Origin of the sequence: Constrictibacter sp. MBR-5 (assembly GCF_040549485.1) — a bacterium.
In the GTDB taxonomy this organism is placed as follows: Bacteria; Pseudomonadota; Alphaproteobacteria; order JAJUGE01; family JAJUGE01; genus Constrictibacter.
Genome location: NZ_JBEPTK010000014.1, coordinates 36,036 through 55,075 on the forward strand (window position 1 = coordinate 36,036; position 19,040 = coordinate 55,075).

General features: G+C 69.3%; 16 protein-coding genes. 9 read left to right on the plus strand and 7 right to left on the minus strand.

What is annotated here, in order from left to right; genetic code table 11:
- Positions 1-93: 93 nt before the first annotated feature.
- Complete coding sequence (locus tag ABIE65_RS22260) at positions 94-1,203, plus strand: COX15/CtaA family protein (RefSeq protein WP_354080788.1); 1,110 nt, start codon at positions 94-96, stop codon at positions 1,201-1,203.
- Positions 1,204-1,231: 28 nt separating this feature from the next.
- On the opposite strand, the gene ABIE65_RS22265 is transcribed toward ABIE65_RS22260, so the two are convergent.
- The 3 genes from ABIE65_RS22265 to ABIE65_RS22275 all read right to left on the minus strand — a co-directional run bounded on the left by ABIE65_RS22265 (position 1,232) and on the right by ABIE65_RS22275 (position 2,444).
- Positions 1,232-1,453, minus strand: a complete 222-nt coding sequence (locus ABIE65_RS22265) for a hypothetical protein (protein ID WP_354080790.1) — start codon at positions 1,451-1,453, stop codon at positions 1,232-1,234.
- Complete coding sequence (locus ABIE65_RS22270; RefSeq protein WP_354080791.1) at positions 1,450-1,830, minus strand: hypothetical protein; 381 nt, start codon at positions 1,828-1,830, stop codon at positions 1,450-1,452. The genes ABIE65_RS22265 and ABIE65_RS22270 overlap by 4 nt, the downstream gene beginning before the upstream one ends.
- A gap of 212 nt (positions 1,831-2,042) precedes the next feature.
- Positions 2,043-2,444, minus strand: coding sequence for a hypothetical protein (locus tag ABIE65_RS22275; protein WP_354080793.1), 402 nt, complete (start codon positions 2,442-2,444; stop codon positions 2,043-2,045).
- Between the two features lie 217 nt (positions 2,445-2,661).
- On the opposite strand from ABIE65_RS22275, the gene rpe reads away from it, so the two are divergent.
- The 3 genes from rpe to purH are packed head-to-tail and all read left to right on the plus strand — an operon-like array spanning position 2,662 to position 6,579.
- Positions 2,662-3,330 carry a ribulose-phosphate 3-epimerase gene (gene rpe / locus ABIE65_RS22280; protein ID WP_354080795.1) on the plus strand — a complete coding sequence of 223 codons (669 nt, stop codon included), beginning with the start codon at positions 2,662-2,664 and terminating at the stop codon, positions 3,328-3,330.
- 2 nt (positions 3,331-3,332) lie between these two features.
- Positions 3,333-4,949, plus strand: coding sequence for a heparinase II/III family protein (locus tag ABIE65_RS22285; RefSeq protein WP_354080907.1), 1,617 nt, complete (start codon positions 3,333-3,335; stop codon positions 4,947-4,949).
- A 31-nt stretch (positions 4,950-4,980) separates the two neighbouring features.
- Complete coding sequence (gene purH, locus ABIE65_RS22290) at positions 4,981-6,579, plus strand: bifunctional phosphoribosylaminoimidazolecarboxamide formyltransferase/IMP cyclohydrolase (protein ID WP_354080796.1); 1,599 nt, start codon at positions 4,981-4,983, stop codon at positions 6,577-6,579.
- A gap of 17 nt (positions 6,580-6,596) precedes the next feature.
- On the opposite strand, the gene ABIE65_RS22295 is transcribed toward purH, so the two are convergent.
- Positions 6,597-8,225, minus strand: a complete 1,629-nt coding sequence (locus ABIE65_RS22295; protein ID WP_354080797.1) for a sensor histidine kinase — start codon at positions 8,223-8,225, stop codon at positions 6,597-6,599.
- A gap of 203 nt (positions 8,226-8,428) precedes the next feature.
- Here ABIE65_RS22295 and ABIE65_RS22300 point away from each other — a divergent pair, with 203 nt between their 5' ends.
- The gene (locus tag ABIE65_RS22300) at positions 8,429-8,872 is read left to right on the plus strand and encodes a response regulator (RefSeq protein WP_354080798.1); all 444 of its coding nucleotides are present in this window, start codon (positions 8,429-8,431) and stop codon (positions 8,870-8,872) included.
- A 21-nt stretch (positions 8,873-8,893) separates the two neighbouring features.
- On the opposite strand, the gene ABIE65_RS22305 is transcribed toward ABIE65_RS22300, so the two are convergent.
- A complete protein-coding gene (locus ABIE65_RS22305; protein WP_354080799.1) occupies positions 8,894-10,729 on the minus strand; it encodes a potassium/proton antiporter in 1,836 nt (611 codons plus the stop codon).
- Positions 10,730-11,090: 361 nt separating this feature from the next.
- Between ABIE65_RS22305 and ABIE65_RS22310 the strand changes: the two genes are divergently transcribed.
- From ABIE65_RS22310 to ABIE65_RS22325, 4 genes are all read left to right on the plus strand, one after another.
- On the plus strand, positions 11,091-12,878 hold the full coding sequence (locus ABIE65_RS22310) for an N-acetylglutaminylglutamine amidotransferase (RefSeq protein WP_354080800.1): 1,788 nt from the start codon (positions 11,091-11,093) through the stop codon (positions 12,876-12,878).
- A gap of 10 nt (positions 12,879-12,888) precedes the next feature.
- The gene (gene ngg / locus ABIE65_RS22315; RefSeq protein WP_354080801.1) at positions 12,889-14,643 is read left to right on the plus strand and encodes an N-acetylglutaminylglutamine synthetase; all 1,755 of its coding nucleotides are present in this window, start codon (positions 12,889-12,891) and stop codon (positions 14,641-14,643) included.
- A 17-nt stretch (positions 14,644-14,660) separates the two neighbouring features.
- Positions 14,661-15,806 (plus strand): osmoprotectant NAGGN system M42 family peptidase, encoded by a 1,146-nt coding sequence (locus ABIE65_RS22320; protein WP_354080802.1) that lies wholly within the window; start codon positions 14,661-14,663, stop codon positions 15,804-15,806.
- A 112-nt stretch (positions 15,807-15,918) separates the two neighbouring features.
- Positions 15,919-16,743, plus strand: a complete 825-nt coding sequence (locus ABIE65_RS22325; protein WP_354080803.1) for an N-acyl homoserine lactonase family protein — start codon at positions 15,919-15,921, stop codon at positions 16,741-16,743.
- Between the two features lie 123 nt (positions 16,744-16,866).
- Here the strand turns inward: ABIE65_RS22325 and ABIE65_RS22330 are convergent, their stop codons facing one another.
- A complete protein-coding gene (locus ABIE65_RS22330) occupies positions 16,867-18,123 on the minus strand; it encodes a hypothetical protein (RefSeq protein WP_354080804.1) in 1,257 nt (418 codons plus the stop codon).
- Positions 18,120-18,995, minus strand: coding sequence for a hypothetical protein (locus tag ABIE65_RS22335; protein WP_354080805.1), 876 nt, complete (start codon positions 18,993-18,995; stop codon positions 18,120-18,122). Before ABIE65_RS22335 ends, ABIE65_RS22330 begins: the two co-directional genes overlap by 4 nt.
- Positions 18,996-19,040: the final 45 nt, after the last annotated feature.

The following is a 19,040-nucleotide window of genomic DNA, read 5'->3' on the forward strand; positions in this document are numbered from 1 at the left end:
TTGCGGCAAAACGCCACCGACGCTTGCCTGACCGGCCCGAAGCCGGCAGGTAGCGCAACGGAGACAGCCGTCGAGCGCGAACGAGAGACGTCAATGGTCATGGATGCTGGCATCGACCGCCCGGCGACGCGGGACGACCGGATCGTATCCAACTGGCTGTTCGCCTGCTGCGCCGCCGTCCTCGCGATGGTCGTCATCGGCGGTATCACGCGCCTGACGGAATCCGGACTGTCGATCACCGAGTGGCAGCCGCTGGTCGGTGCGCTGCCGCCCCTGTCCGAAGCCGAGTGGCAGAGACTGTTCGGCCTGTACCAGCAGACGAGCGAGTACAGGCTCGAGAATTCCTGGATGACGATCGCCGACTTCAAGACGATCTTCTGGTGGGAGTATATCCACAGGCTCTGGGGCCGGCTGATCGGCGTCGTCTTCATCCTGCCGCTCATCTTCTTCGCCTGGCGCGGGATGCTGCGACGCGGACTGGGGCTGAAGCTGGTCGCCGTGTTCGCGCTCGGCGGGGTGCAGGGGGCGATCGGCTGGTGGATGGTGAAGAGCGGCCTGGTCGACCGAACGACGGTCAGCCCCTACAGGCTCACCGTGCATCTGGGGCTGGCGCTCGTCCTGTTCGGACTGATGTTCTGGATCGCGCTCGGCCTGCGCGGGGAGCGGGCGACGGCTGGCGGGGTTCCTCCGTCGCTGCGGCGCCTGGTGTGGATCGTGCTGGGGGCGGTCGGCGTGACGGTGCTCGCGGGGGCGTTCGTCGCCGGCAACCGCGCCGGGCTGGTCTACAACACCTTCCCGCTGATGGACGGACGGATCATCCCGCCGGACTATGCGGCGCTGCCGTCACTGCTTCACAACACCTTCGAGAACCCCGCCGCGGTGCAGTTCCACCATCGGGTCCTGGCCGTCGCGACGTTCCTGCTGGTGGGGCTGCTCTGGTGGCGGACGGTCCAGGCGGAGGCGCCGCGCGCGGTTCGGACCGCGGTCACTTCGCTGATGGCGGCCGTCACGGTCCAGGCCGCCACCGGCATCACAACGCTCATACTGGTCGTGCCGATCCCGCTCGCCGCCGTGCACCAGGGCGGCGCGGTGGTCGTGCTGGCCTGTGCACTGTGGGCGGCACACGCGATGCTGCCGCGCCGGGCGGCAGCCGAAGCGGGCGGGCGAGAGATGCCCACCCGGCCTCGGCCGGCGCACGGTTAGTCCGGCCGACGGTCAGAACGGCCGAACATCAGAGGGGCCGGCGGTCCTCCGCCGCCGTGGAGCGGAAGACCACCTGGAGGAACACCACCAGGAGCGCGAAGAGGAAGAGCACCGCGGCGAACTGCGCATGAAGGAACGGCAGTGCCAGCGCCGTCGCGGCGAGGAAGACGAGCGAGGCGCGCCAGATCAGCTTGGGGCCGAGCAACGATCGGCCCCGACGGGAGCCGGAGAAGGTCCTGCCCATTATCATGCCGCCCTCTTGCGTGCGGAAGCGCCGCGGGGAGCGCGCGCGTCGTTCGCCGGCGGCGCCACGCCACCGGGCAGCGCCGGCCGCGCCATACGGTCCGAAACGCCCGCAACCCGCCACGCGACGACCAATACCAGCGGAATGCCGACGACGAGGCCGCCCGCCCAGGCATAGGCCGTCGCCCGCGGCAGGCCGGTGACGAAGTCGATGAGGACCCCGGCGCCGGCCGCGAACATCGCGATCAGGAATATCGCCAGCATCTCCGCCGCGAACGGCTTGCGGGCCCAGTCGGATCCACCGGCCGAACGCATGGTGACGGCGCCCCAGACGAGCAGCCCGAACGAGACGCAGATCAAGAAGAGTCCGCTCATCACCTGCATGGCACGGCTCCCTGCTCGCGGGTCGGACGCATACAGGCACGCGAAGCGCCGAGCCCGGCGCGCTTCAAATCTTTCATAAGGATGCCCTCGAATAGGCCGGCACTGTTCACACCGCGCGGCGCGGGGCAGTGGGCCTGACGGTTCAGCCATGACCGCCGCAGGCGCCGCGCCCGAAGGGGCGACGACGCCGGCCGACGGCCGATCTCTTCGGATCAGACGGCCGGGCCGGGAGGGCCGGTTGGTGTGCGTGCGCCCGCGACGAGGGCGGCGTTCGCGACAGGCGCCGAGGGGCGCAACAGTCGCGCCGCCCCGTGATGATCACCGAAGGCTACGCGAGCGGCATCGACATGCATCGCCCAGGCATCGTCGCCACCGGCACCGCCGTGCTCCGCCCGGAGGACTCCGGCCTTCGCCGTCAACGAGACGGGTACCGCGGCCTTGCCGAAGGCATCGGCACGGGCCGGCGCCGGATCGGTCGAGCGGAGGGTCGTCCCTTCGAAGGCGGAGAGCGCCTGGGTGCACAGGATGAAAGCGGCGGCGATCAGCCACGCGACTGTGCGGGCGGCCGCGAGACAGCCCGGCTTGCGGTCTTCCGCGTGCCGATCAGTCTCCATCGCCACCGGCCGGCGACGGACAGGGCGTCGGCGTCCCACAGGCGCCGATGGGGAGGATATTCAGGACGATGGCGAAGGTCGTCATGGTACGCTCCGGCGGCCCCATCGAGGCCGCAGAAAAGTGACGTGGTGGTGCCGCCTCACCGCGCCAAGGACTTTGTCGATGCCGCGTCGGCGAACGTTGCAGCCCCCCGATCAAGCTGGTACCTACACCCCCATGCAGCACCCCGTTCGTATAGCACCGTCCATCCTGTCGGCGGACTTCGCGCGCCTGGGCGAGGAGGTTCGGGCGATCGATGCGGCCGGCGCAGACTGGGTCCATGTGGACGTCATGGACGGGCATTTCGTGCCCAACCTGACGATCGGCCCCGCCGTCGTGAAGGCCTTGCGGCCGCATACGACGAAGCCGCTCGACGTCCACCTGATGATCTCGCCGGTCGACCCGTTCATCGACGCCTTCGCCGACGCCGGCGCAGACGTGCTGACCGTCCATCCCGAGGCTGGGCCGCACGTCCATCGCACGATCCAGCGCATCCGCCAGCGCGAGATGCGTGCCGGGATCGCGATCAACCCCGCGACACCGGTCGAAGTGGTGGACTACCTGATCGACGACCTGGATCTCGTGCTCGTGATGAGCGTCAATCCGGGCTTCGGCGGCCAGTCCTTCATCGAATCGCAGCTGCGCAAGATCGAGGCCCTGCGGAAGCGTATCGACGCGACGGGCCGCCATATCGACCTGCAGGTCGACGGCGGTGTCGACGCGAAGACGGCGCCGCGCGCCGTGGCGGCCGGGGCGGACGTCCTGGTCGCGGGGACGGCGGTGTTTCGGGACGGCCCCACCGGCTATGCGGCCAACATCGGCCGGCTGCGCGTCGAAAAGCCGTGACGATGGCGACGGCGCAGTATGGGCGCGGTTCGGCATGGCAGGCCCTGCGGCGACACTTCCTGGCCAGTCCGCTCTATGGCCTGACGCTCGCCGGGGCCGCGCCGCGCGAATTGCGCATGGTGCCGCGCGATCCATGGCCCGGCGAATCCTCGCGCGGCGAGGAACTGCTGCGCGACGAAGCGGGCATGAGCAGCGCCTTCCTCCGGGGTAGCGCCGAGACCGATCCGCTGCGGCTCGCCTGGATGCACGGCTTCGGCTGGCTGCGCGACCTGCGGGCCGTGGGCGGCGACGAGGCGCGCCGGGCGGCGCGCGAGATGGTCGCGACCTGGATCCTGGAGCACGAGCGCTGGAGCGAGGTGCCCTGGCGTCCGGACGTCACCGGCGCCCGGATCACCGCCTGGCTGGGTAACCACGATTTCTTCGCCGCCAGCGCCGACGACTTCTTTCGCGGCGAACTGCGCCAGAGCCTGGCCCGGCAGGCACGCCACCTCACGCGCAGCATCCGCCGCAGTCCCGCCGGGGTGGCAAGGCTGAACGCCATCCACGGCATGCTCGCGGCCGGGGTCGCCTTTCCGGACGGCGAAAGCCGGCTCGGCCAGGCGCTCAAGCTGCTCGTGCGCGAGCTGCCGCTCCAGGTGCTGGCCGACGGCGGGCACATCGAGCGCAGCCCGCGGGTCCAGCTCGAAGCGCTGCGACGGCTGATCGAGATCCGGACGATGCTGCGCGCCGGCCGGCGCGACGTGCCCGATGCCCTCGATGCGGCCATCGAGCGGATGGCGCCGATGCTGCGCTTCTTCCGGCACGGCGACGGCGGCCTGGCGCTGTTCAACGACAGCGTCGAGGAGGAAGGCTGGGCGATCGACCTGGTGCTGACTCAGGCGGACGCCAAGGGCCGCCCCGGGGTGAGCGCACCGGAAACGGGCTTCGAACGCCTGGTGGCGAACCGGACCATCGTCATCATGGACGCCGGCCCGCCGGCGCCTGCGGGCGTCGACGCCGCCGCGCATGCCGGGACGCTCGCCTTCGAGATGAGCGTCGGCAAGGAGCGGCTCATCGTGAATTGCGGCGTCAACCGGCTGGGCGGCACGGCCTGGCGGCAGGCGCAGCGTGCGACCGCGGCGCATTCGACCGTGACGATCGCGGACACGAGTTCGGCCGAGGCCTTTCCCGAAGGCGGGCTCGGCCGGCGCCCGCTCGACGTGAGCGTGATGCGCCAGGAGGAAGGCGGCAACATCTGGGTCGAAGCGAGCCACGACGGCTGGCGCGACACCCATGGCGTGATTCACCGCCGGCGCCTTTGGCTCTCGGCGGCGGGCGACGATTTCCGCGGCGCCGACACACTGATCGGCGGCGCGGGGACACCGTTCGTCGTCCGCTTCCACCTCCATCCGCGCGTCACCGCCTCGTTGATCCAGGAAGGTGCGGCCGTCATGGTCAGACTGCCGAGCGGCGCCGGCTGGCGGGTCAGGGCGACCGGCGGCAAGATCGGACTGGCCGAGAGCATCTATCTCGGCGAACGCGGCATCCAGAAGCGGACCGAGCAGATCACCGTCGAAGGCGAGATCGCCGCTGGCGGCACCCAGGTGAAATGGGCTTTCCAGGCGCTGCCGAAACGCTAGCGCTTCTCTCAAACAGCAGGCGAGAACGCCGATGACCTCCCACGATCTCGTACCGGTTCGCCGGGCGCTGATTTCCGTTTCCGACAAGACCGGCCTCGTCGAACTGGGCAAGGCGCTGGCCGCCCGCGGGGTGGAGATCCTGTCGACGGGCGGCTCGGCGAAGGCCCTGGCCGATGCGGGCGTGCCGGTGAAGGAGGTCTCCGACCATACCGGCTTCCCCGAGATGCTCGACGGTCGGGTCAAGACCCTGCATCCCGCCATTCACGGCGGACTGCTCGGGCGGCGGGACCTCCCCGCCCACACCGACGCGATGGCCGCCCACGGAATCGCGCCGATCGACCTGCTCGTCGTCAACCTGTATCCGTTCGAGGCGACGGTCGCGGCCGGGCGGCCGTTCGACGACTGCATCGAGAACATCGACATCGGCGGCCCGGCCCTGATCCGCGCCGCGGCCAAGAACCACGATTTCGTGGCGGTCGTCACCGATACGGCCGACTATGGCGATCTCACCGCCGAACTCGACGCGAACGACGGCGCGACGGCGCTGGCGCTGCGCCGGCGTCTGGCGGCCGGCGCCTACGCCCGCACCGCAGCCTATGACGCGGCGATCTCCGGTTGGTTCGCCGGCCAGGTCGGGGAAGCGTTCCCGAAGCGCATCACCATCGCCGGAAACCTGCAGCAGACGCTCCGCTACGGCGAGAATCCGCATCAGGCGGCGGCGTTCTACACGCTGCCGCGTCTGACGGCGGCACCGATCCGCGGCCTCGCCACGGCGGAACAGCTCCAGGGCAAGGAACTCAGCTACAACAATCTCAACGACACCGACGCGGCGTTCGAGCTCGTCTCGGAGTTCGAAAAGCCGACAGTGGCGATCATCAAGCATGCGAACCCCTGCGGCGTCGCCACGGCCGGCAGCCTCGCCGAGGCGTGGGACCGGGCGCTGCAGTGCGATCCGGTCAGCGCCTTCGGCGGCATCGTCGCGGTCAACCGGCCGCTCGACGCGGCTGCCGCGGAAAAGATCGCCGCGATCTTCACCGAGGTCGTCATCGCGCCGGATGCCGACGCGGACGCACGCCGCATCTTCGCGGCCAAGAAGAACCTGCGCGTCCTGCTGACCGGGGGCATGCCCGATCCGGCGGCGCCCGGCATGACGTTCCGGTCGGTCGCCGGCGGTCTGCTGCTGCAGTCGCGCGACAATGGCCGCATCGGCGCGGCAGACCTCAAGGTCGTGTCGAAGCGGGTGCCGACGGAACAGGAGATGGCGGACCTGCTGCTGGCCTTCACCGTCTGCAAGCACGTGAAGTCGAACGCCATCATCTATGTGAAGAACGGCGCCACAGTCGGAATCGGCGCCGGCCAGATGAGCCGGGTCGATTCCGCCCGGACGGCGGCGCGCAAGGCGGCGGATGCGGCCGAGGCCGCCGGCCTTCCCCAGCCGCTGACGGTCGGCTCTGTCGTCGCGTCGGACGCCTTCTTCCCCTTCGCCGACGGGCTTCTGGCCGCGGCGGAGGCGGGTGCCACCGCCGTCATCCAGCCGGGTGGATCGATGCGGGATGCGGAGGTCATCGCGGCAGCCGACGAGAAGGGCCTCGCCATGGTCCTGACCGGCATGCGCCACTTCCGGCACTGAGGCTCGTGGACGGCGGCCTAGTCGTCGGCGACCTTGCCCAGGTCGAACTCGATGACGGTGACCGTTCCGGGGTTTCCCGGCCCCTGACGGAACGTCCCGCCGAGCTGGCCTGCCAGCGCCCTGGCCAGCTGCATCCCCAGTGAGCCCGCCCTACCCGCCCCTTCCGCCGCGATGCCGATGCCGTCGTCGCGCGCGGTCAGGCGGCGCATCTCGCCCTCGACGCGGTACTCGATCGCGATCGTACCGTGCCGCCCATCGGGAAAGGCGTGCTTGAAGCTGTTCGAGACGACCTCGTTGACGAAGAGCGCCAGCGGGACGGCCGTCCGCACATCCAGCAGATCGTCGTCCGCCGAAACCTCGATCCGGATCCGGTCGGCGCCGCCGTAGCTTTCGCCGAGGCGGCGCGTCAGCCCGCCGAGATAGTCGCGGAAGTCGACGCGGGCGACGTCGTCCTTGCGGTACAGCATCTCGTGCACCGCGCTCATCGACTGGATCCGCCCGAGGCAGCTCGTGAACCCCGCCGTCACCGACGGATCCTTGAAGCGCGCCGACTGAAGCCTGAGAAGACTCGCGACGATCTGCAGGTTGTTCTTCACGCGGTGGTTGAGCTCGCGGAAGAGCGTGTCCTTCTGCTCGAGCGCATCCTCCAGGGACTGGGTCCGTTCCTGCACGCGGTGCTCGAGCATCTCGTTGGAGCGAATCAGCGCCGTGCGGAACATGTCCTCCCGATGCCCCTGCCGGATCGAGACGGAGACCAGGAAGCTGAGGGCGAGAAGGGCCAAACAGCCGAAGGTGAGATAGGGCAGCGTGTCCGCAATCCAGCGCTCGGTAATCGCGTCGTGCTCGATGCCGAGGACAACCTGCAGGGGGTAACGCTCCACCTCGTGCGCGGCCGCAAGCCAAAGCCGGCCGGTTGCATCGTCGAACTCGAAGGACGTCTTCGAGAGGCGGAGAGCGAGATGCCGGCGCAGGTCCGGATGAAGGACCTCGCCCACCGTTCCCGGCAGGTCGTCGTCTGCCGGGGGCTCCCGCAGCACGATGCTCATGTCGTCGTGGACGAGGTAGAAGATCGCCCGGAGCGGAATGTCGAGCGACCGGAAGAACGTGGCGAAGGCCGCCGGGTCCAGCACCACCGCGACGATCCCGTCGAACGCGTTCCGCGGGCCCGTCACGGGCCGGCTCAAGACAATCTCGCCTTGCGCCGCGCTGCCGGGCAGGAGCGGACTGATGTAGAGACCCTCGCCGCCGCCAGCATGAAAGCTGAAGAAGGCTTCTGCATCTACCGGCCGGTCGCGCTCGTCGCTCGGCGCGCTCGATGCCCTGACCCGCCCATCCGGACCGAACACCGTCAGGCGCTTCACATGAGGAAGCTCGGACGACAGGAACTGCAGTTCCTCCCCTGCCACGCGCACGATCGCAGGCGAGCCCCAGTCGGCCACCCTGCCGATCCGCTGCATGTCGATCAGCAGGAGATCGGCGGATTCCACCATCCGGGCAGACTGATTCGCGGCGAGGCGTGCAAAGGAACTCGCCGCGTCCACGCCGTCGCGGACGGCGCCCCTGTAGGTCCACCAAGCGACTGTAGAGAGAAGAATCGCCATGATCAGCAGGAAAACGCCGCCGAACAGTCGCTGAACGGACGCCATGGACCGGCGGGGAGGACAAGAGACCGCAGCCTCCACCGCCTGCTCACTGTGATTTCCGAGCCCGCCCATCGCTAAACGATTCCGGGCCGCATTATGAAGGCGAACAAAATCGTCCGCCCGCTGTTACTCTCTCGCCAGCCCGCGTACGAGGCGAGACTGCGAGGCCAGATTCCGGTGCCGGCACAGATTGGAGCGTGCAGGTCGTGGCTTATACCAAGGGAAACGGAAACTGCCAGCCGGCCAACGGCGGGCGCATCCTGGTCGTCGAGGATGAACTGCTCGTCGGGCTGGACATCGCCTGCATGCTGGAGGAACGCGGCTACGAGGTGGTCGACGTCGTCGACAACGGCAAGCGGGCCGTGATGACGGCTGCGCGCGAGCATCCCGACCTGATCCTGATGGACATCACGATCCGAGGATCGATGGACGGAATCGAAGCGGCCCAGGCGATCCGCGCACAGGACGGCATCCCGGTCGTGTTCGTCACGTCCTATACCGAAGGGCCGCTCAGGGAGCGGGCGGAAGCGACGAAGCCCGCGGGTTACGTCACGAAGCCGTTCAGTTCCCCCGAGTTGGAGCGGGCCGTCGAGCATGCTCTTGCTCGGCGTTGCCCGGCGGCTGTTCGCGCACCGGAGCCCACCGCCTGATCTTGTCTGTGCCATGGGCGGTTAACGACCCTCGCGCCTGAGAAGCGAGCGCCGCGCGTTTCTGATGCGCCGTGCCAGGGCACGCAGGAAGCGCCCCGCTCCGGCGCTGATCTCCCTTGGGGTCTGAAAGACGGGAATCCGCCGGCTCGACGCCGCCGACGGCTGGAAGGCCAGCCCCAGTTCCGTAGCCGCGCCGTGCTCGACCCGCCTCACGACCAGTTCGATCGGGCCGAGGCGGAGCCGGTCGCCGTAATCGACGTTGTCGCCATACTCGCGGGCGAAAAGGCTGCCAAGCGTCTGATCGGCCAGTTTCAGGTCGAGCGGCAGGCCGTACATCTCGGCCATCGCCTGAACCGTGACGTCGGGCGACAGCCCCATATCCCCCCAGAATTCGGAATCGTCGTCCTGCAGTTCGTGCGTGCCGGCAAAGAGCCGGTCGAGCAGGCCGACCTTCTGCGACGAGGCGAACAAGTAGACGATGTCGCCCTCGCGCAGATTGCGGACCCTGTGGATGTCCTGCGGGCGCGAGTCGCGAACGATCAGCGCCGGACGCGCCCAGCGCGGCAACCGCTGTCCGCGCGCCACGGGGCTCTGGGCGTGGATGCGGTAAGTGACCAGTTCGACCGCACTCGTGCCCGGCAGGTCGAGTTCCGTCCGATCGAGCGGTCCCATGCGCGGCGGCACGATCAGGCCGAGAAAACGGGCCAGCGGCCGGATCGTCCATCCCTGCAGCAGCAGCGAAATCAGGACGATCAGGAAGGCGACGTTGAAGTAATCCGTCGCTCCGGGAACGCCCTCCAGCATGGGGACGATCGCGAGCATGATGGATACGGCGCCGCGCAGCCCCACCCACGCGACGAACGCCGTCTCGTTCCGGGAGAAGCGAAAGGGCAAGAGGCAGAGCCAGACGGCGAGCGGCCGGGCAAGCAGGATGAGCACGAGGGCCAGCGCCAGTGCCGAGAGGGCCACGGCAGGGAACTGCGACGGGCTGGCCAGCAACCCCAGCATCACGAACATCACGATCTGGGCGAGCCAGGCGAGGCCATCCTGGAAACGCCGAAGGCTGAGACCGGCGCGTACGCGCGCGTTGCCGGCCACCAATCCCGCGACATAGACCGCGAGAAATCCGCTGCCGCCGGCCACGCCCGTGGCAGCGAACAGGGCGAGCGCCGCCCCGATCGAAAAGATCGGATAGAGGCTGGTCTCCAAACGCAAGTTGTTGAGCGTGAGCACGATCAGATGACCGCCGAGGAAGCCGCAGATGCCGCCCAGGCCGATCTGGAGCAGGAAGGCGAGCGCCAGGTCCACGCCGGATGCCATCTCCTGCTGACCGATCGCGGTCGCGAGGCCCAGCGTCAGGAAGATCGCGATCGGGTCGTTGGCCCCCGATTCGATCTCCAGCGTCGAGCGGACGCGGTCGCGCAGCGTGATCCCGCCGACGCGCAGCAGGAAGAAGACCGCGGCTGCATCCGTCGAGCCGAGGATCGCCCCGATGAGCAGCGCCTCCGGCCAGCCGAGGCCGAAGAGGAACCGGGCGGCGGCGCCGACTCCGACCGCCGTCAAAACGACCCCCACCGTCGCGAGGACCAGCGACGGTGCGGCCGCCATGCGGTAGCTCGCCCACTTCGTATTGAAACCGCTGTCGAAAAGGATGACGGCCAGCGCAACGCTGCCGATGAGGAAGGCCGAGGGAGCATCGTCGAACTGGATTCCGAGGCCGCTCTCCCCGGCGAGCAGGCCTACGACCAGGAACACCAGCAGCAGCGGGGCACCGATGCGGGATGAAACCAGGCTGGTGAGGATGCTGACGAGCAGGAGAGCTGCGCCGACGAGGATGATTGCCCCAATCGCCTCCATGCCTTCGTCGCACCTCCACTCCGATCACCGGACATCGACCTTAATGCCAAAGCCGACGAAAGACGAGCCTTCACCCCGGCAACTCGCGCGGCAGTATGTAGATTCACCGAGAAATCCCAGATCGAAAACGAAAAGAAAGATAAATGACGCAGCATACCAGTATTCGTCATACATCACATCTTGATAATTTGGCAGCCCTGGCAAAGTCGTGGATATGCGGATACCATGCACGTGTCGCGATATCAGGCGGCGCACGTCAATTGAGTGCGCCGACGCGGCGTGGTGCATGACTGTGCGGACCTTTTTGGGCCCACGACCGTTCTATGCGCCGACTCCGGTGGGTGACTAAGGGACTCTGACTATGTGCGGTATTGCGGGTGAAATCAGGTTCGGCGGGGGGCCTGCGTCGGCGCGTGCAGTGGCGGCGATCAACGGCAGGCAGGCGGTGCGCGGGCCGGACGGCGAAGGCCTCTACCAGCAGGACGGCATCGCCCTCGGCCACCGCCGGCTCCGCATCATCGACCTCTCCGACCGCGCCCGGCAGCCCATGGTGGATTCCGATCTGGGTCTGGCGCTCGTCTTCAACGGCATCATCTACAATTACAAGGAACTGAAGAAGACGCTCGAGGGGCGCGGCTACCGCTTCTTCTCCGGCGGCGATACCGAGGTGGTCCTCAAGGCGTTCCACGCCTGGGGCGCGGCCTGCGTCGAGCGCTTCCACGGCATGTTCGCCTTCGCCGTCTGGGACCGCGCCAGCGGCCGCGTGACGTTCGCCCGTGACCGCCTGGGCATCAAGCCGCTCTACTTTGCCGAGGCCGGCGGACGGATGCGCTTCGCCTCCACCCTGCCGGGCCTGCTCGACGCCGAGCGGGCCGAGCCGCTGGGGATCGACACCGACATCGATCCGCAGGCGCTACACCACTACATGACGTTCCACGCAGTGGTGCCCGCGCCGATGACGATCCTGAAAGGGATCCGCAAGCTTCCGCCGGCGACGGTCATGACGATCGAGGCGGACGGCACGAAGAGCGAGCGGCGCTACTGGGAGCCGCCCTTTACCCGCCTGCCCGAGGATGCCGGCCTGAGCGAGGCCGACTGGGAAGCCCGGGTGCTCTCGGCGCTGACCACCGCCGTGGAGCGGCGCCTCGTCGCCGACGTGCCGGTCGGCGTCCTGCTGTCCGGTGGCCTCGACTCCAGCCTGATCGTCGGCCTGCTCTCCGCCCTCGGCCAGACGGGCCTGGAGACCTTCTCGATCGGCTTCGAGACCGTCGGCACCGAGCGCGGCGACGAGTTCGAATATTCCGACGTGATCGCCGAACATTTCGGCACCAAGCACCACCGGATCTTTATCGACTCCCGCCGCGCCCTGCCCGCCCTGGGCAAGTGCATCGCGGCGATGTCGGAGCCGATGGTCAGCCACGACGCGGTCGGCTTCTTCCTGCTGTCGGAGGAGGTCTCAAAGAACCTTACGGTCGTGCAGAGCGGCCAGGGCGCCGACGAGGTGTTCGGCGGCTATCACTGGTATCCGCCGATGCTGGAGAGCACGGACCCGGTCGGGGACTATGCACGGGTCTTCTTCGACCGCACCCACGCCGAGTATGCGCAGTCGGTCGACCCGCGGTTCGTCGGCCCCGACTACAGCCGGCAGTTCGTCGAGGAGCATTTCGCCCGCGCCGGCGCGGACACCGGCGCCGACAAGGCGCTGCGCATCGACACCACGATCATGCTCGTCGACGATCCGGTGAAGCGCGTCGACAACATGACGATGGCTTGGGGCCTGGAAGCCCGCGTACCGTTCCTCGACCATGAGCTGGTCGAATTGGCGGGCCGCATCCCGCCGGAACTGAAGGTCCGCGGTGACGGCAAGTGGGTTCTGAAGGAAGCGGCGCGGCGCGTCATCCCGAGCGAGGTCATCGACCGGCCGAAAGGTTACTTCCCGGTGCCCGCGCTGAAGCACCTCGAGGGCCCCTATCTGGACATGGTGACCGACACGCTGAACGCGCAGGCGGCACGCGAGCGCGGCCTCTTCCAGCGGCCCTTCATCGACGGGCTGCTGAAGGCGCCGAACGACAGCCTGACGCCGCTCCGGGGCTCGAAGCTCTGGCAGGTGGCGCTGCTGGAGAGCTGGCTGCAGACCAACGGCGTCTGAGGGTAGTCGTATGAGCGAACGTCCCGCACGGCAGAGCGACCAGCGCCTCCGCCAGCGCCAGGACCGCCAGGTGTCGCCGTCGATCAGCGGATGGAGCGATGCCGCGGAATGGATGCTGCGCGAGCATGCGCGCAACGTCACCGCGGACTGCGGCTGGGGCCGCCTGATCTTCGGCCATACGTTCGACGACCCGGCCGAACTGGCGGAGGCGATCCGGCAGGAGCGCAACGGCGAACGCGACATCGCGCTCTACGTCGTCGATCCGCACGTCGTGCTGGCGCAGGCGCCGCTCGACCTGTTCCTCGACCCGTCGAACACCTACCGCCTGCGAATGACCAATTACCGCCCCCGCCGGGAGCGGCCAATGGGCTTTCGCGTGCGGCGCCTGCAGACGCACCAGGACGCCGAGGGCGTCAACGAGATCTACGCCAAGCGCCACATGGTGCGCGTCGAGACGTCGTTCTTCTGGTCGCACCGGGCGCGCAAGACGCTGACCTACTATGTCGCCGAGGACGAGGCGACGGGGCGGATCCTGGGGACAGTGACAGGCGTCGACCATGTCGAGGCGTTCGAGGACCCCGAATGCGGGTCGAGCCTGTGGTGCCTGGCGGTCCATCCGGACGCCCAGCACCCCGGCATCGGCGAGGCGCTGGTGCGCCAGTTGGTCGAACACTACGCCGCCCGTGGCCGGCTGTTCGTCGACCTGTCCGTCATGCACGACAACGAACAGGCGATCGCCCTCTACGAGAAGCTCGGCTTCCAGCGCGTGCCGGTGTTCGCGGTCAAGCGCAAGAACGTCATCAACGAGCCGCTCTTCACCGGGCCGGCGCCCGAAGAAGGCCTCAACATCTATGCCCGCATCCTCGTCGACGAGGCGCGGCGGCGCGGCATCGCGGTCGAGGTCCTGGACGCCGAGGGCGGCTTCTTCCGCCTGACGCACGGCGGCCGCTCGATCACCTGCCGGGAATCGCTCTCGCAGCTCACCGATTCGATCGCCATGAGCCGCTGCGACGACAAGGCGGTCACGCGCCGCCTGCTCGAACGCAGCGACCTGTGCGTGCCGGGTCAGGCCGTGGCGGGCGAGCCCGAGGCGAACGCCGCCTTCCTCGCGACCCACGGCTCCGTCGTGGTCAAGCCGGCGCGCGGCGAGCAGGGACGCGGCATCAGCGTCGACATCCGCGACCCCGCCGACCTGGAGCCCGCCATCCAGCGTGCGCGCCACCAGTGCGAGACCGTGCTGCTGGAACAGTATTGCGAGGGCCAGGACCTGCGGATCATCGTGATCGGCTACAAGGTCGTCGCCGGTGCCGTCCGCAAGCCCGCCGAGGTCGTCGGCACCGGACGACACTCGATCGAGAAGCTGATCGAATCCCAGAGCCGGCGGCGGCGGGCGGCGACGGGCGGCGAAAGCAGCATCCCGCTCGACGGCGAGACCGAGCGCTGCGTGCAGCAGGCCGGGCTGCAGATGACCGACATCCTGCCGGAAGGCCAGGTTCTCCAGGTGCGGAAGACCGCCAACCTGCACACCGGCGGGACGATCCACGACGTCACCGACATCATGCATCCGGCGCTCGTCGACGCCGCGGTGCGGGCCGCCCGGGCGATCGAGATCCCCGTCGTCGGCCTGGACCTGCTGGTGCCGAAGCTCGACGGCCCCGACTATGTGATCATCGAAGCGAACGAGCGGCCCGGCCTCGCGAACCATGAACCGCAGCCGACGGCCCAGCGTTTCGTCGACCTGCTGTTTCCCCAGACCGCCGGGTGAATGCCCGAGAGAGTGCCGTGAAGAAACCCGAGATCGATACCGACTATCTGCTGCACATCCTGCGCGAACTCCTGGCCATCCCGAGCCCGACGGGTTTCACCGACCGGGTCGTGATGCGCGCGTGCGCCGAGCTCGAACAGCTCGACGTGCGGTTCGAACTGACCCGGCGGGGGGCCATCCGGGCCGACCTGCCGGGCCGCCAGCACACGCCCGACCGGGCGGTGGTGTCGCACCTGGACACGCTGGGCGCGATGGTGAAGCGCCTGAAGGACAATGGCCGCCTGGAGCTCGTGCCGATCGGCCACTGGTCGTCGCGCTTCGCCGAGGGCGCCCGCGTCACGATCTTCACCGACGGGAACGTCTTTCGCGGCAGCATCCTGCCGCTGAAGGCCTCCGGCCACACCTTCAACGAGGAGATCGACACCCAGCCGGTCAGCTGGGACAATGTCGAGATCCGGCCCGACGCCTTCGCCGACAGCCGCGGCGACCTGGAGCGGCTGGGGTTCAATGTCGGCGATTTCGTCGCCGTGGATCCGGGCTACGAGCTGACCGACACCGGCTTCGTCAACTCGCGCTACCTCGACAACAAGGCCGGTGCGGCCGTCATGTTCGCCGCGATCAAGGCGATCCGCGACGGCGGCCTGGAGCTGCCGATCGACTGCCACATGCTGTTCACGATTTCCGAGGAGGTCGGGTCCGGCGCCTCCGCCGTCCTGCACGGCGACGTGGCGGAGATGGTCACCATCGACAACGGCACCAGCGCGCCCGGGCAGAACTCGCGCGAGACCGGCGTGACGGTCGCCATGAAGGACATGGTCGGGCCGTTCGACTATCACCTGACGCACCGGCTGCTCGACCTGTGCCGGCGCTTCGCCATCCCGCACCAGCGTGACGTCTTCCGCTACTATCGCAGCGACAGCGCCTCGGCACTCGACGCGGGCAACGACATCCGCACCGCGCTCGTCTGCTTCGGCATCGACGCCAGCCACGGCTACGAGCGCATCCACGTCGACGCGCTCGCCAGCCTCGCCGAGCTGACCGCGCTCTACATGCAGTCGCCGCCGATCACCCAGCGCGACGAGGCCGTCATCGGCCCCGTCGAGGGCTTCCCGGAAGGCCAGGGCGAGCCCGAGCCCGAGTTCGAGAGCGTGGTCCGCGGCTGACCCGCCGCCCCGAGGCGGGCCGCACTTCCGGCCGCGGCCGCCCGCCGGCATACTGCGCGCAACGCGGCCCCGCGGGAACGGGGCCGACCGCAACAGCGAGGACCCGCGCGCCATGACGGACGCAACGCCGACCGCCCTGCCGACCTATAGGATCTACGCGATCCGCTATGCCCAGCAGCCGCTGCGGGACGAGGGGCACACCTATCTGGGCGGCGAGCACGGCAAGATGATCGCCGGCCTCGACTTCTTCATGTGGGCGATCGAGGGCAACGGCCGGACCATCGTCGTCGACACGGGCTTCAGCCGCGAGACCAACGAGAAGCGGCCGGGCCGCGAGTGGCTGTTCCGGCCGAAGGACGGCCTCGCCCGCATCGGCATCGACACGTCGAAGGTCGAGGAGGTCATCCTCACCCACGCCCATTTCGACCATGTCGGCACGCTGGAGGACTTCCCGAAGGCGACCTTCTGGATGCCCGACCGGGAGATGTTCTCCATCACCGGCCGCGACATGACCCACCCCTTCTTCCGCGCCGCCTATGACGCCGACGACGTCTGCAACCTCGTGCGGCTGGCGCATGGCGGGCGGATGCGCTTCTACGACGAGGACGGCGAGTATGCCCCGGGCATCCGCTGGCACCTGATCGGCGGCCACGCGCGTGGCCAGATGGCGCTCAGCGTCTGGACCGAGCGCGGCTGGGTGATCCTGGCCTCCGACGCGATCCACCTCTACGAGGAAGCGGCGGCGGAGCGGCCGTTCGCGATCTTCCACGACCTGCAGGTGATGATCGAGGGCTACCGCAAGCTCAACGCCCTGGCGGCGAGCCCCGACCATGTCATCCCCGGCCACGACCAGCTGGTGACCAAGCGCTTCCCGGCGGCCGCACCCGACCTGGAGAACGTGGTCGTGCGGCTGGATCTGGCGCCGAAGCCCGCCTGAGCCGGAGAACCGGGCAGCGGGGCGGCACGTTGCAGAGGACGAACGAACGCCTCTCGCAAGGCCCCCCGCCCGGCCCCCGATCCCCGCAGACGAAGCGACGGCGGCTCGCTCCGCGCCGACGCCTCAGTCGGTAGAGCCGAGGCGCCGGGCCATCCAGTCCGATCGGTAGTCCGAACCGTCGAAGGTGAACCCGGCACACTGCGCGACATCCGCGAGGCGCGGCGGGTAGGGATCCGAAAATGCCCGCCGGACGGCCTCGCGCACCGTATCGCCGTGGCGCACGGCTGCGAGGAAGTCGGCCCCCTCGGGGGGCTGCGGCTGGACCGGCCGCTCGCCCGTCTCGACCGCCGTCCAGTCGAGAAGGAAACGCAGATACGCCTTGAGCGTCGTCCGACCGGAGGCCTTGGCGGTGACCTTCAGATGGTTGACCTCCCGCAGGCACTGGGGCAACCGGCCGTCGCCGAACAGGTCTGCGACGATCCAGGCGTCCGGCCACGGCGGGACGGCGCGCGAGGCGGGCATGGTTCGTCCCGGCCACGAACACAGCGCCACGCTCTCCGCCTCGGAGATCAGGCCGCGGCGGCGGGCCGCATCCAGGAAGCCGGACCAGCAGTCTACATCCTCGCCGCTTCGGTCGTCGACGAAGCACTCGAGACCGACGTCGGCGCCGAGGCCGTCGGCCGACAGGTCGACGGCGAGCACGGCGCGCTCGGCGGCGGCGGCGGCCCAGCCCAACGCGTCGCACGCCCGCCCGACCCGGTCGGGCGGCAACCGGCCTTCGAGGATCGCGCCGATCCGCTCATCGCGGACGAAGGCGAGATTGACGCGCAGGACACGGGGGCGCCGCGGCAGCATGACGCCGATCCAGCTGACCCTGCTGCCCGCCCCGGCCGCGGCGGCGAGGGCCTCGATGCCGGCCCGGCAGGGCTGCCAGTCCGGCAGCCGCCCGAACAGCAGGTCGCGGGCCGCACCGTGCTCGACCTCGGTCCAGGCGGCGGGAAAATTGAGGAAGAGGCTCGGCAGCCGCACGGCCGCGTCCGTATCGACGTCGTATTCGCAGACCAGGCCGGCATCGGTGGGCCAGCTTTCGATCAGGTCCGCCATCGCCATGGCATCGTCCCGGTCCGCGCCGGCCGCCTCCGGCATGCGGCGCAGCACGCCGGCGAGACGGAGCCTGTCGTCCACCGCGTGCGGCATCAGGTGGAAATCCGGCCCCGCACCGGCGCGCGCCGGCCCGAGGGGAATCTCGACGATACCCTCTCCGACCGTCGGCAGCCGGCCGGCGAAGCGCTCCAGCCGGCCGGCCTCCGCCGGGTGCAGGACGGCCGACAGGGCCTCATCGACACCGGACGACAGCGCGACCCGCAGCGCATCCCTCACGGCAGGCTCCATCCGGCGTCGGCGGCGACGGACAGCACCGTCGCCGGCAGCATGTCGAGATCGTCGGAGCGGCGCAGGCCGACGACCGGCACCCGCGTCACGAGACGCCCGACGGCACGCGCGGCGGCCGGGGTCGGCGCGTGCGTCTCGCCGAGCAGGGCGGCGAAGGCCGCCGGCGCCGGCAGAGGTTCGCGGCGGACCGGGCCGCCTTCGCCGCCGCGCGGCGCCAGCACGTGGACCGCGCGGATGCGGTATTCGCGCAGCGGATCGGCGGAGCGGTCCGACATGCGGTAGAGCCGCTTGCCGGCCGAAGCGGGAGCCAGCGGCAGGCTGGGCGACCCCGAAAGGCCGAACCGCCTCGCGGTATCGTCGCGCAGACGGCCGAGCGGCATGCCCGGCTTCATCCGCCACCCGCCGTCGGCCTCGTAGGGAATCGCCAGATCGTCGGCCAGCGGGACGAGGCCGGCGGCGCAGCCCGCGGCGAACAGGCTCGACTTTCCGGCGCCCTTCGGGCCGACGAACAGGATCGCCTCATCCCGATGGCCGACCGCGGCGGCGTGGAGGGCGATCCGGCCTGTGCGGGCGGCGAGCTGCCGCAGCACCGTATTGGCGAAGATCGACACCACGTCCACCGGCGGAACGTCCCCCTGCCAAACGGCGTGTACGGAGCGATCGCCCTCGGCGATCGTATAGGCGAGATCGCGATCCGGTTCGCTGAAACGCACGACCGCCCCGCCGTTCGGCGCCCCTGCCGAGGCCCCGGCCGTGAAGTCGAAATCGCCCGGACCTCCGATGCGCAACGGCTCGAACAGATCCGGCCATGCGAACGCGCTTCGAACCGACAGGCCGTGAAGGCCATAGACTGGCTTCACGTCAGAAAGGGCCTCGCCATGAAAGGGAAAATCTCGACCGGAACG

What these genes read in the sequence shown, in the direction of transcription:
- ABIE65_RS22260 (WP_354080788.1), top strand. Translation starts at nt 94, where the DNA reads ATGGTCATGGATGCTGGCATCGACCGCCCGGCGACGCGGGACGACCGG.
- ABIE65_RS22265 (WP_354080790.1), bottom strand. Translation starts at nt 1,453, where the DNA reads ATGATAATGGGCAGGACCTTCTCCGGCTCCCGTCGGGGCCGATCGTTG.
- ABIE65_RS22270 (WP_354080791.1), bottom strand. Translation starts at nt 1,830, where the DNA reads ATGCAGGTGATGAGCGGACTCTTCTTGATCTGCGTCTCGTTCGGGCTG.
- ABIE65_RS22275 (WP_354080793.1), bottom strand. Translation starts at nt 2,444, where the DNA reads ATGGAGACTGATCGGCACGCGGAAGACCGCAAGCCGGGCTGTCTCGCG.
- rpe (WP_354080795.1), top strand. Translation starts at nt 2,662, where the DNA reads ATGCAGCACCCCGTTCGTATAGCACCGTCCATCCTGTCGGCGGACTTC.
- ABIE65_RS22285 (WP_354080907.1), top strand. Translation starts at nt 3,333, where the DNA reads ATGGCGACGGCGCAGTATGGGCGCGGTTCGGCATGGCAGGCCCTGCGG.
- purH (WP_354080796.1), top strand. Translation starts at nt 4,981, where the DNA reads ATGACCTCCCACGATCTCGTACCGGTTCGCCGGGCGCTGATTTCCGTT.
- ABIE65_RS22295 (WP_354080797.1), bottom strand. Translation starts at nt 8,225, where the DNA reads ATGGCGTCCGTTCAGCGACTGTTCGGCGGCGTTTTCCTGCTGATCATG.
- ABIE65_RS22305 (WP_354080799.1), bottom strand. Translation starts at nt 10,729, where the DNA reads ATGGAGGCGATTGGGGCAATCATCCTCGTCGGCGCAGCTCTCCTGCTC.
- ABIE65_RS22310 (WP_354080800.1), top strand. Translation starts at nt 11,091, where the DNA reads ATGTGCGGTATTGCGGGTGAAATCAGGTTCGGCGGGGGGCCTGCGTCG.
- ngg (WP_354080801.1), top strand. Translation starts at nt 12,889, where the DNA reads ATGAGCGAACGTCCCGCACGGCAGAGCGACCAGCGCCTCCGCCAGCGC.
- ABIE65_RS22325 (WP_354080803.1), top strand. Translation starts at nt 15,919, where the DNA reads ATGACGGACGCAACGCCGACCGCCCTGCCGACCTATAGGATCTACGCG.